Annotated in this window: 12 protein-coding genes and 1 pseudogene; 9 read left to right on the forward strand and 4 right to left on the reverse strand. The window is 67.8% G+C overall.

The features are described 5' to 3' along the window. The first annotated feature begins 153 nt into the window (after window positions 1-153). Genes thiC through H7J86_RS10845 form a run of 9 tightly spaced genes read left to right on the forward strand, consistent with a single transcriptional unit; the run spans window position 154 to window position 7,464 of the window. Entirely contained in the window at window positions 154-1,695 is a 1,542-nt protein-coding gene (gene thiC / locus H7J86_RS10805) for a phosphomethylpyrimidine synthase ThiC (protein WP_187098163.1), read from the forward strand. Then, a complete protein-coding gene (gene thiD, locus H7J86_RS10810) occupies window positions 1,692-2,528 on the forward strand; it encodes a bifunctional hydroxymethylpyrimidine kinase/phosphomethylpyrimidine kinase (RefSeq protein ID WP_187098162.1) in 837 nt (278 codons plus the stop codon). The genes thiC and thiD overlap by 4 nt, the downstream gene beginning before the upstream one ends. Beyond that, complete coding sequence (locus H7J86_RS10815) at window positions 2,518-3,141, forward strand: alpha/beta hydrolase family protein (RefSeq protein ID WP_187098161.1); 624 nt, start codon at window positions 2,518-2,520, stop codon at window positions 3,139-3,141. Before thiD ends, H7J86_RS10815 begins: the two co-directional genes overlap by 11 nt. Continuing rightward, complete coding sequence (locus H7J86_RS10820; RefSeq protein WP_187098160.1) at window positions 3,138-3,725, forward strand: septum formation family protein; 588 nt, start codon at window positions 3,138-3,140, stop codon at window positions 3,723-3,725. Before H7J86_RS10815 ends, H7J86_RS10820 begins: the two co-directional genes overlap by 4 nt. 19 nt (window positions 3,726-3,744) lie before the next feature. Then, window positions 3,745-4,014, forward strand: a complete 270-nt coding sequence (locus tag H7J86_RS10825; protein ID WP_090358868.1) for a DoxX-related protein — start codon at window positions 3,745-3,747, stop codon at window positions 4,012-4,014. Then, window positions 3,981-4,856 carry a DMT family transporter gene (locus tag H7J86_RS10830; protein WP_372517301.1) on the forward strand — a complete coding sequence of 292 codons (876 nt, stop codon included), beginning with the start codon at window positions 3,981-3,983 and terminating at the stop codon, window positions 4,854-4,856. The genes H7J86_RS10825 and H7J86_RS10830 overlap by 34 nt, the downstream gene beginning before the upstream one ends. Window positions 4,857-4,875: 19 nt before the next feature. Further along, window positions 4,876-5,313 (forward strand): MarR family winged helix-turn-helix transcriptional regulator, encoded by a 438-nt coding sequence (locus tag H7J86_RS10835; RefSeq protein ID WP_187098159.1) that lies wholly within the window; start codon window positions 4,876-4,878, stop codon window positions 5,311-5,313. A 9-nt stretch (window positions 5,314-5,322) separates the two neighbouring features. Then, complete coding sequence (locus H7J86_RS10840) at window positions 5,323-6,183, forward strand: LLM class F420-dependent oxidoreductase (protein WP_187098158.1); 861 nt, start codon at window positions 5,323-5,325, stop codon at window positions 6,181-6,183. Between the two features lie 15 nt (window positions 6,184-6,198). Beyond that, entirely contained in the window at window positions 6,199-7,464 is a 1,266-nt protein-coding gene (locus tag H7J86_RS10845) for a uracil-xanthine permease family protein (protein ID WP_187099218.1), read from the forward strand. Here the strand turns inward: H7J86_RS10845 and H7J86_RS10850 are convergent. The 4 genes and pseudogenes from H7J86_RS10850 to H7J86_RS10865 form a co-directional block, all read right to left on the reverse strand. Further along, window positions 7,445-8,461: an NAD(P)/FAD-dependent oxidoreductase gene (locus H7J86_RS10850; RefSeq protein ID WP_267290896.1), complete on the reverse strand. Its 1,017-nt coding sequence runs from the start codon at window positions 8,459-8,461 to the stop codon at window positions 7,445-7,447. The two genes, H7J86_RS10845 and H7J86_RS10850, sit on opposite strands and share 20 nt — an antisense overlap. A gap of 13 nt (window positions 8,462-8,474) precedes the next feature. Then, window positions 8,475-8,969: an isoprenylcysteine carboxyl methyltransferase family protein gene (locus tag H7J86_RS10855; protein ID WP_267290898.1), complete on the reverse strand. Its 495-nt coding sequence runs from the start codon at window positions 8,967-8,969 to the stop codon at window positions 8,475-8,477. A gap of 5 nt (window positions 8,970-8,974) precedes the next feature. Next, the gene (locus tag H7J86_RS10860) at window positions 8,975-10,042 is read right to left on the reverse strand and encodes a type III polyketide synthase (protein WP_372517253.1); all 1,068 of its coding nucleotides are present in this window, start codon (window positions 10,040-10,042) and stop codon (window positions 8,975-8,977) included. A gap of 70 nt (window positions 10,043-10,112) precedes the next feature. Beyond that, window positions 10,113-12,211, reverse strand: a pseudogene (locus H7J86_RS10865) (MMPL family transporter). Window positions 12,212-12,239: the final 28 nt, after the last annotated feature.

Below are 12,239 nucleotides of genomic sequence, written 5' to 3' on the forward strand. Positions count from 1 at the left end.
CCGGTGACGTGAGCTAGCTTGGAACTCGTCCAACACGGGAGTGCACCCAAGTGCGCTGAGAGGACGGCTAGACCAAATTCTTCGCACCGCGAAGGACCGGGCCGTCGACCGTATGAACCTGACCGGGTAATGCCGGCGTAGGGAGATCTGTTGATGACTGTTTCCGTTGGCTCTATTTCTGGCAGCTCCAAGGTGTACACCGAACGTGGCGTGCCGTTGCGCCGCGTGCATCTGACCACCGGTGAGCATTTCGACCTGTACGACACGTCGGGGCCTTACACCGACGACAACGCCACCATCGACCTGGAGAAAGGCCTGTCCCCGCGGGCCGGTGTGGTGCGCGACAAGGGCACCCAGCTGCAGCGCGCCCGCGCCGGGGAGATCACCGCCGAGATGGCGTTCATCGCCGAACGCGAGGGGATGCCCGCCGAACTGGTGCGCGACGAGGTCGCCCGCGGCCGCGCGGTCATCCCGGCCAACCACAACCACCCCGAATGCGAACCGATGATCATCGGCAAGGCGTTCGCGGTGAAGATCAACGCCAATATCGGCAACTCGGCGGTGACCTCATCGATCGCCGAAGAGGTCGACAAGATGGTGTGGGCGACCCGGTGGGGCGCGGACACCATCATGGACCTGTCCACCGGTGCCGATATCCACACCACCCGCGAGTGGATCCTGCGCAACTCCCCCGTACCGGTCGGCACCGTGCCGATCTACCAGGCCCTGGAGAAGGTCAACGGCGACCCGACCAAACTCACCTGGGAGATCTACCGCGACACCGTGATCGAGCAGTGCGAACAAGGTGTCGACTACATGACGGTGCACGCGGGGGTGCTGCTGCGCTACATCCCGCTGACCGTCAAGCGGGTCACCGGCATCGTGTCGCGCGGCGGCTCGATCATGGCGGCCTGGATGCTGGCACACCACCAGGAATCCTTCCTCTACGAACGCTTCGGCGACCTGTGCGACATCCTGGCCCGCTATGACGTCACCTTCTCCCTGGGTGACGGGTTGCGTCCCGGATCGATCGCCGACGCCAACGACGCCGCGCAGTTCGCCGAACTGGAAACCCTCGGCGAACTCACCAAGATCGCCAAAGCCCATGGCGTGCAGGTGATGATCGAAGGCCCCGGCCACGTCCCCATGCACAAGATCGTGGAGAACGTGCGCCTGGAGGAGGAACTCTGCGAGGAGGCCCCGTTCTACACGCTGGGCCCGCTGGCCACCGATATAGCCCCCGGCTATGACCACATCACCAGCGCGATCGGAGCGGCGATCATCGCCCAGGCCGGCACGGCGATGCTCTGCTACGTCACCCCCAAGGAGCACCTGGGCCTGCCGGACCGCAAAGACGTCAAGGACGGGGTGATCGCCTACAAGATCGCCGCGCACGCCGCGGATCTGGCCAAAGGTCACCCACGCGCCCAGGAACGCGACGACGCCCTGTCCAAGGCACGCTTCGAATTCCGCTGGCACGACCAGTTCGCCCTGTCCCTGGACCCCGACACCGCCCGCGAATTCCACGACCAGACCCTGCCCGCCGAACCGGCCAAGACCGCCCACTTCTGCTCGATGTGCGGACCGAAGTTCTGCTCCATGAGGATCACGCAGGACATCCGCGACGCCATGGACGAGAAATCCCTGGAGTTCGCCGAGCAGGGCAACCGGGTGTATCTACCCTTGAGTTCATGAGCTTTCTGCCGCTGACCCCACCCGGGCAGACACCGCACCGGGTGATGACGATCGCCGGCAGCGATTCCGGCGGCGGTGCCGGCATCCAGGCCGACCTGCGCACCTTCGCGATGCTCGGGCTGCACGGATGCGTGGCGGTCGCTGCGGTGACGGTGCAGAACTCTCTGGGCGTCAAGGGTTTTCACGAGATCCCACTGGACGTCATCGCGGGCCAGATCGAGGTGGTCGCCGGTGACATCGGGATCCAGGCCGCCAAGACCGGGATGCTGGCCTCGGCGGACATCATCGGCGTGGTGGCCGAGACCTGGCGCGGACTGAACACCGACGCCCCACTGGTGGTCGACCCGGTGTGCGCCTCCATGCACGGCGACCCGCTGCTGCATCCCTCCGCACTGGATTCGGTGCGTCACCAGCTGTTCCCGATCGCCACCCTGGTGACACCGAATCTCGACGAGGTGCGACTGATCACCGGGATCGAGGTGGTGGACGCGGCAACCCAGCGCGACGCGGCGAAGGCGCTGCATGCGCTGGGTCCGCGCTGGGCACTGGTCAAGGGTGGGCACCTGCGCTCCTCGACGCACAGCCCCGATCTGCTCTACGACGGCACCGACTTCTACGAATTCGACGCCGAGCGCATCGACACCGGCCATGACCACGGCGCCGGTGACACCCTGGCCGCTGCCACCACCTGCGCCCTGGCACACGGCTACCCGGTGCCCGACGCGGTGGCCTTCGCCAAGCGCTGGGTGACCGAATGTCTGCGCGCCGCATACCCTTTGGGTCATGGACACGGGCCGGTGAACGCACTGTTCAGGTTGCAGTATGGGTCTTGAGGACCTGGCCGGGGTGGCCCACGAACCCGAGGTGGGCCCGACGGGCCCCAAGGGCGTGGTGCTGCTCACTCACGGCGCCGGCGGCAACCGGGACTCCCCGCTGCTGATCCGCCTCTGTGATGAGTGGGCGCGCCGCGGATTCCTCGCGGTCCGGTACAACCTGCCCTACCGGCGCAGGCGCCCCAAGGGCCCGCCGTCGGGTTCGGCGAAGATCGATCAGGACGGCATCGCCGAGGCCATCGCCTGGGCGCGCGGCCTGGGTCACGGGCCGGTGGTGGCCGGCGGGCACTCGTACGGCGGGCGGATGACGTCCATGGTGACGGCCTCGCAGGACGGCCCCGACGTGCTGACGCTGTTCTCCTATCCCCTGCATCCGCCGGGTAAACCGGAACGCGCCCGCACCGAGCATCTCCCGCAGATCACGGTCCCGACGGTGTTCACCCACGGCACCGCCGACCCGTTCGGCGGCATCGAGGAGATCCGGGCCGCGGCGGACCTGGTGACGGGTCCGGCGACCGTCGTCGAGATCACCGGCGCCCGCCACGATCTCGGGTCGAAGACCCTGGACGTTCCCGCGCTCGCGGTGTCGGCCGCGGCTATCGTCATTGCATGACACAGCCGCCATACGGGCCGCCCTGGGGCGAGCGAGGCGACGGGGGATATCCGCCACCGCACGGGGCACCACCGCCGCCGCCGCAGCCGTATTCGTACGGCTATCCGTATCAGGCACCACTCCCGCCACCGCGCAAGACCCGGTGGGGCCTGATCATCGGGTTGATCGCGGTCGCGTTCGTGCTGTTCGCCGTCGTCGGCGTCATCGGAATCGTGTTGCTGGTGAAGAACTCGGACGTGGTCGACGCCGCCGACGTCGGCCTCGGCGACTGCCTCACCGAGATCCCCTCGGATGCCAGCCTGGTGGCGTCGGTGAAGACGGTCGACTGCACCGAACCGCACAAGGGCGAGGTGTTCGCCGTGATCACCGTGCCGGGCAACGACTTCCCGGGCCAGGCCAAGATCTCCGGTTATCAGGACAAGTGCCAGCCCGCGCTGCAGACCTACTCGTCGAAGGCGATGACGGATCCCGAGGTGGGTATGTTCGTGCTCTACCCGACCGAGGCCTCCTGGAAGCGCGGTGACCGCGCCGTCACGTGTATCGCGACGACGAACAGTCCGAGACCCGGATCGCTCAAGAACTGACTGCGGTACCGTCGGTCCCGTGTCCGAGAAGAAGAAGTCCCCGGCCGTTGTCCTCACCGGACTGGCACTCGCGGGAGCCGGTGTCACGCACTTCGTCGCGCCGCAGGTGTTCGAGCCGATGACCAAGCCGGCGTTCCCGCGTGACACCGACCGTCACATCAAGGTCAACGGCAGCATCGAGACCGCCCTCGGTATCGGCCTGCTGATCCCGAAGACCCGCAAGCTGGCGAAGTTCGGCGCGCTGGGCTACGTCGGATACCTCGCCGCCAACGCGATTCGCCACCGCTGATCGGCCTGCTGGCCGCGTTGGCCGCCTGCTTCAGCTACGGAACCGCATCCGTGCTGCAGGCCTATGGGGCGCGGAGTTCCCGCGACCCCGCCCACACCGGCGGGCCGACCCTGCACTCGACGGTGAGCGCGGCGATCACCCCGGCCTTCCTCGCCGGCATGGTGCTCGACGGTCTGGGCTTCCTGGCCAGCCTCGTGTCCGCCCGGCTGATCCCGCTGTTCCTGTCGCAGACCATCATCAGCGCCAACCTGGTGGTCACGGCGCTGCTGGGGATCGTGGTGCTCGGGGTGCGGCTGGGCGGCCGGGACTGGCTGGCGATCGGCACCGTGGTCGTCTCGCTCCTGATCCTGGGATTCACGACGGGTCATCTGGGCACCGGGACAGGACCGCCCGGGCTGCATTGGGCACTGCTGGTCACCGCGCTGGTGATCCTCGCCGCGGCAGTGCTGCTCGTCCGGTTTCTCGGAGCCCGTGCGGCGATACCCGCAGGCCTGATCGCCGGCGTGCTGTACGGCACGATGGCGGTCGCGGTGCGGGCGGCCGACGGCATCGACCCCTTCCGGCTGAGCACACTGCTCACCGATCCGGCCGCATGGACGATCGCCATCGCCGGACTCGGCGGCTTCTACCTGTTCACCGTCGCACTGCAACTCGGCTCCGTGAACGGGGCGGCCGCGGCCCTCGTCGTCGGCGAGACGGTGATTCCGGGAATCCTCGGCGTCGTGCTGTTCGGCGATACCGCGCGCCCCGGGTTCGACTGGCTGGTCGTGCTGGCATTCTGCGCTGCCGTGGCGGGCGCGGTGGCGGTGGCGATCTTCGGGAAGGTCGACAGTTCAGACTGAACAGTCTAGGCTGTCTATTGTGTCCGAGGTCAGTGAGTCAGCTGTCACCGCAGCCCGTGATATCCGAGTGCTGTTCGGCCGGCTGCGGCGGCGCCTGCGCGATGTCACCACAGCGGACGACCTGTCCCCGGCACAGACCGCGGTACTCATCCGGCTGCTGAAGAACGGGCCCGCCTCGGCCAGTGAACTGGCCGGCGCGGAACGGGTGCGCCCGCAGTCGATGGCCACCATCCTGACCGGGCTGGACCGGCACGGCCTGATCCAGCGTGCACCCGACCCCGAGGACGGCCGCCGGATGACGGTATCGCTGACCGCCGCGGGCCGCACGCACGCCGAGAGCGATCACCAGGTACGCAATGTCTGGCTGGAGCAGGCCATGCAGGACCGCTTCACCGAACGTGAGCGACAGGTCATCAACGAGGCGCTCGGACTGTTGGACCGGCTCAACGAAAAATGAGGAGCACCAATGGAATTGGGCGTACATTTCATCGACTTTCTGCCCGGTGACCCCGCCGGACTCGGCCCCACCCTGGCCGCCGCGGCGAAGGCCGCCGAAGACGGCGGGGCCACCATGTTCACCCTCGCCGATCACCTGTTCCAGATGGAGGCGGTGGGCCGGGCCGAGGACCCGTTCCTGGAGGGCTACACCTGCATGGGGTTCCTGGCCGGCCGTACCGAACGCATCACATTGACCATGCTGGTGACCGGGGTGACCTACCGCCACCCCGGCGTGCTCGCCAAAACCATGACGACGCTGGATGTCCTGGCCCAGGGCCGCAGCATGTTCGGCATCGGTGCGGCCTGGTACGAGCGCGAGCACCTCGCCCTCGGCGTGCCGTATCCGCCGCTGCGCGACCGGTTCGAGATGTTGGAGGAGACGCTGCAGATCTGCCTACAGATGTGGAGCGAGAACAACGGACCGTACAACGGTAAGCACTACCAACTGGCCGAGACCATCTGCTCGCCCCAGCCGGTGCGCCGCCCGCCCATCGTCATCGGGGGCGGCGGCGAGAAGAAGACCCTGCGGCTGGTCGCGCAGTACGCCGACGTGTGGAACAGCACGGCGGCGGCCGAGGAACTGCCGCACAAGATCGAGGTGCTCAAACGGCACTGCGACAACGTCGGCCGCGACTTCGCCGAAATAAAGCTCACCGCAGCTCATTTCGCTGACCCGTTCACCGATCTCGACGCGTATCTGCGCACCGCGGAACGGCTGGCCGACCTCGGGATCGACCTCATCAATGCCGGACCACACCCGGGCCACCCGGACCCAGTCGGGTTCATCGAGCGTCTCGGAGAACAGGTGATCCCGCGTCTGGCGGGTTAACATCCCGCAGTGAGCATGCTCAGCTGGAAGCACGTCGAACCCACCCATGACGGCACGTTCGTCGTGGCCCCCGACGAACGGCTGAGCTGGCCGCGCACCATCGGCATCGGCGCCCAGCATGTGGTGGCGATGTTCGGCGCCACCTTCCTGGTCCCGGTGCTGACCGGGTTCCCGCCGGCGACCACCCTGCTGTTCTCCGGGGTGGGCACCATCGCCTTCCTGCTCATCACCGGCAACCGGCTGCCCAGCTACCTCGGGTCCAGCTTCGCGGTGATCGCACCGGTCACCGCGGCCGTGGCCGCGCACGGGACCGGCAGTGCGCTGGGCGGTTTGGTGGCGGTGGGTGTGCTGCTGATCCTGATCGGCGGCATCGTGCACGTCGTCGGCACCCGCTGGCTCGACGCGTCGTTACCGCCGGTGGTGACGGGCGCGATCGTCGCGCTCATCGGGTTCAACCTCGCGCCCGCGGCGAAGAACAACTTCGAGAAGGGACCGCTGGTCGGCATCGTGACGCTGGTCCTGCTGGTCGGCACGCTGGCCTTCTTCAAGGGGCTGGTGGGTAGGCTCGCCATCTTCCTGGCCGTCGTGCTCGGCTACCTGCTCGCACTGGCCCTCGGCGAGGTGGACACCGCGGCCATCGCGGCGGCGCCGTGGATCGGGCTGCCGCAGTTCCACGCGCCGTCCTTCAACCTCTCGGTGCTCCCGCTCTTCCTGCCCGCGGTGATCGCCCTGGTCGCCGAGAACATCGGGCACGTCAAATCGGTCGGCCAGATGACGGGTACCGACCTGGATCCGGTGATGGGCCGGGCCTTGGCCGCCGACGGGGTGGCCACCGTCCTGGCCGGCGTGGGCGGCGGGTCTGCCACCACCACCTACGCGGAGAACATCGGCGTGATGGCGGCGACCCGCATCTACTCGACCGCGGCGTACTGGGTGGCCGCCGTCGTGGCCATCGTCTTGTCGTTGTGTCCCAAGGTCGGTGCCACCATCTCAGCCATCCCGCCCGGTGTTCTCGGTGGCGCGACCATCGTGCTCTACGGGCTGGTGGGGGTGCTCGGCATTCGGATCTGGCTGACCAATCACGTGGACTTCTCGTTGCCCGTCAACCAGATGACCGCCGCCATTCCGTTGATCATCGGGATCGCCGACTTCACCTGGCAGATCGGCTCGTTGACGTTCACCGGTATCTCGCTGGGCGCCATCGCGGCACTCGTCGTGTATCACGGGATGCGGCTGCTGGGCGCCCCCAGCCACCACGAACCTAGTCCCCCAGCGCACTGACGACACGCGAGAACACCGCGGGCAGCGCGGCCGCCACCGGAGTGATGCCGGCGCGCACCGGCCCGATCCCGGTGGCGTGCAGCAGGGCCGCCGTCAGAAAGCGGTAGCGACGGGTCAGGGACCGCCACCGCCTGTCGTAATCCGCTGTGCGCCCGGTGCGTACGCAGTCGATCAGGAGTTCGGCCGCGCCGAAGGCCAGTCCCATACCCTCCCCGGTCAGTGCATCGACATACCCCGCGGCATCGCCGACCAGCAGCACCCGCCCGGCGGTCCGGTCACGCACCTTCTGCCGCAGCGGCCCGGCCGCCCGGTCCTGGCCGTGCGGCGCACCGTCCAGCCGCGCCATCAGTGCCGGAAACTGTTTCAGGTGCTCCTCGAAGCCACCGCGCGTCGACTTCAGGATGGCCACGCCGACGCAGTCCGGACTCACCGGCGTGACATACGCTTCGGTGTCCCTGGACCAATGCACCTCCACACAGTCCGACCAGGGCGGGACCTGCACATGTCGCCGTATCCCCCACCGTCGCTGCGCCGCCTCACCCGCCGACAGCCCCAGCGCGCGGCGGATCGGTGAGTGCAGACCGTCCGCCGCGGCCAGGTACCGCGCCCGCAACCCCGCCGCGGATACCGACTCCGAATCCTGGGTGACCTCACCGACCTCGCCGTGCACCACCCGCACCCCGGCCGCGGCGGCGGCCTCGGACAGCGCGGTATGCAGTACGGTCCGCCGAACCCCTCGACCGGGACCGTGCCTGAATCGCGCTTCGGCGGTACGCCGTCCATCGAGGTAGCGGATGCCGTGAAAATCCTCACCGACGGGACGCACACCGATGCGTTCCAGCTGCCGCAACGAATGAGGCATCAACCCTTCGCCGCACGCCTTGTCGATCGGACCGCGGCGGTGTTCGACGACGACGACCTCAAGCCCTGCCCGCGCGGCGTGCACCGCGGTGGCGAGACCGGCCGGACCACCTCCCGCGACGAGCAGGTCGATCACGACGGGCCGTCCATCAGGTCAGGCTCCGCAGCGCTTCGTCTTCCACGCGGATCCGGGTGCGCAGCAGCATCGCATTGGCGACGGAGAACACCAGCGCCGTCACCCACGCGCCGCCGACCAGGGGCAGCGCCGCCCCTTCAGCCACCACTGCCACGTAATTCGGGTGCGGCACATAGCGATACGGCCCGCCCACAACCCGGTCGGCACCGGGTACGACGACCACCCGGGTGTTCCACTGCTTACCGAGCGTGGTGATGCACCACCAGCGCAGCATCTGCGCAGCCAGCACCACCCACAACGCCGCCCGGCTTCGGCGCTTACGCACCCGCGCCTCGGCGACCGCGCCGACCAGCAGCCCGGTGTGCAGCGCGACCATCACGGGATAGTGGCCTGCGCCGAACTCCTTGCCGCCGTGCGCCTTACTCCACTTCAGATTGCGATTGGACACCACCAGTTCGGCCACCCGCTCGACAGCCACCAGCACGATCAGGGTCAGAAAGCCTCGCATGGCGATCAGCGCCAACGCAGCAGGACGAGTTCCGAGCAGAATCCCGGCCCCATGGCCATCAGCACCCCCGGCGTACCGGCGGGCGGCCGCTTGCGGATCGTGTCACGCAGCACGTGCAGCACCGAGGACGACGACAGGTTGCCCACCTCCGCCAGCGACTGCCAGGTCAGGTCGAGGGCATCCGCCGGCAAGCCCAGCGTGTCGATGATGGCCTCGATCACCTTGGGGCCTCCGGGATGACTGACCCAGGTGCCGATATCGTCGATGGTGAGGTCGTGGGCGCCAAGGAAATTCGTGACGTCGTCGCCGAGATAGCGCCCGACGAATCCGGGCACCTCGGCACTGAGCACGATCTCGAAACCCTGGGTGCCGATATCCCATCCCATGGCGTGCAGCGAATCCGGATACAGATGACTGGTGGAGTCGAGCACATCCGGTCCGGTGGGGTTCATCCGTTCGGCGCGGTCCCGTCCCACCGCGACCACCGCGGAGGCGCCGTCGCCGAACAGGGCGCCGGCGACCAGGGTCGGCATCGACGGATGGTGTTTGCGGGTCAGCGAACACAGCTCCACCGAGACCAGGACCGCGACCTTGTCCGGCGCACCGCGTAGGTAATCGTTGAGCCGGGCGACGCCGGCGGCCCCCGCCACGCATCCCAGGCCGAAGATCGGGATCCGGCGGACGTCCGGGCGGAGACCGAGCCGGCCGGCGATGCGGGCGTCCAGGGACGGCACCACCGCTCCGGTCACGGTGGTGGTGATGATCAGGTCGACGTCCTCGGGGCCCAGACCGGCCTCGTCGAGCGCGCCGGACAGCGCAGCGCACCCCAGATCGGTTGCGTGCTCGATGAAGAGATTGTTTGCTTCCCCGAAGTCGGTGAGCCGCGCATACTCCTCGATCGGCAGCACCGTGTACCTGCTCTGCACCTTGGCGCTCTTGTGCAGCGCGCGGACCATCTGCTCGTGCTCCCGATAGCCAGGGAGCGCCAACAGCGTTTCGGTGACCTCGGCTTGGGTGTATCGGTGCGGCGGAAGAACGCCGTGGACTCCGGCGATGGTGCTGTAGCTGGACACGTCGGCGACATTAGTTCCCATACCAAGGACACGGGGGGCCACGTCATCCGGTTCAATCCGGTTCCTGGAATTAGTCTGTGAATCCGAACCGATCGTGCAGCCGCGCCAGTGGTTTCGGCGCCCACCAGTTCCACCGGCCCATCACCTGCATGAACGCGGGCACCAGCATCATCCGCACCAGGGTGGCATCCATCAGGACCGCCATCGCCAGGCCGAGGCCGAACATCCGCATGAATGACACGTTTGCCGCAATGAGTGCGGCGAATGAGATCGACATCACAAGCGCCGCAGCGGTTACCACGCGACCGGTTCTGGCCAGGCCCAGCGCCACGCTTTCGCCGACATCGGCCGCGGTGCGCCCGGATGCCAGCCAATACTCGCGAATTCGCGACAACAGGAACACCTCGTAGTCCATGGACAACCCGAAGGCGATACAGAACAGCAGCACCGGAATGTTTGCCACCAGCGTGCCGGTGGGCGTGGTCCCGAATGCGCCGAGGTGACCGTCCTGGAAGATCCAGACCAGCGCGCCGAACGCCGCCGACAGCGAGAGCACATTGAGCACAAGTGCTTTCAAGGGCAGCACGAGGCTTCCGGTGAGCAGGAACAGCAACACGAAGGTGATCACGGCGATCAGACCGAGCACCACCGGCAAGCGCGAGGTGATCGCGTCCACGCTGTCCCGGTTCAGCTGGGCCGCTCCGGTGATCAGCACCTCCCGGCCGGCCGGTGCCGCCACCGCATGCAGACCGTCGAGCTGTGCCTCGGAGGCATCGGAGAACAACGGTGCGGTGCTCGACACGGTGAGGTAGCTGCTGCCGTCCTTCTCGACCGGGGGCGACACCGCCGACACGTCGATCACGGCATGCAGTTCGGTGACATAGCGCTGCATCTCGGCGGAGGATATCCCGGCCGAGTCGGGTAGCACGACGGTCACGGCGGTGGCCGAGTTGTTCACGAAATCGTCGCGCAGCCGGTCGCCCACCTGGTGCGCCGACACCGACGCCGGCAACACCCGGTCGTCGGGGAAGCCCCATCGCACCCCGGTGAAGGCAGGCCGAGCAGGACCAGCAGGGTGACCACCGCCAGACCGATCGCCACGGGTCGGCGCAGCACGAATCTGGTTGACCGGTACCAGAATTGCCGTTCCACGGGCTTGGAGTGGCCGGCCCGGCCGCGCAGCCTGTCCCCCAGCAGCACGATCGCCGCCGGGGTCAGCACCAGTGCGGCGAGGGCCGCGAAGACGACGGTGGCCACTCCCGCGTAGGCGAATGATTTCAGGAAGTACATCGGGAACAGCACCAGGGTGGACATCGGCAGCACCACGGTCGTCGCCGAGAACACCACGGTGCGGCCCGCCGTCGCCATGGTGCGCACCAGCGCATCCCCGGGTTCCCCACCGTCGGCCAGCTCATCGCGATACCTGCTGATCATCAACAGCGTGTAGTCGATCGCCAACGCCAAACCCATTGCCATACAGAGGTTCAGCGCGAACACCGACACCTCGGCGAACCACGTGATCACGTGCAGCACCGCCAGGGATCCGAGGATCGCCGACACCCCGACCACCACGGGCAGCGCCGCCGCCAGCAGCCCGCCGAACACCCAGACCAGGACCAGGAAGCTGAACGGTATGGCGATCGACTCCATCAGCAGCAGATCCCGCTGCGACTGCGCGGTGATCTGCGAATTGACCATCGCGGTACCGCCGGCCAGGACGCTCACCCCGTCGCGGTCACGCACCAGCCGGTCGGTGAGTTCGGTGGCATTGTCCTGCGCATGCTTCTCGCCGCCACCGATCCCGGCGACGATCAACCCGGCTTTGCCGTCCTTGCTGAGAAGTTCGGCAAGTGCGGGATGCGGCGTGTCCCAAGCGGAGTTCACCGTCGCGACGTTCGGGGACGCATGCAGTTCGGCGGCGACCTGCGTGCCCACCGCGCGCGCGGCCGGGCTCATCGCACCGTCGGGTGCCGATACGACGATCAGTAGCTGCATATCGCCCTGGTCGAATTTCCGGGTCAGCAGATCGGCGGCTCGCGACGACTCGGCTCCGGGGTCGGAGAATCCGCCGGCGGTCAGCTTCTGGGCCACCGGTACGCCGAACACGGCCGCCGCCACCGCCATCAGCGCCGCGATGATGAGGATCCGCCTGGGTGCGGCAAGGGCCATCCGGGCGAGACGTTCCACCGGCCCATGG

The sequence above is a fragment of the Mycobacterium hackensackense genome, from assembly GCF_025822555.1.
GTDB classification, from domain to species: Bacteria; Actinomycetota; Actinomycetes; order Mycobacteriales; family Mycobacteriaceae; genus Mycobacterium; species Mycobacterium fluoranthenivorans.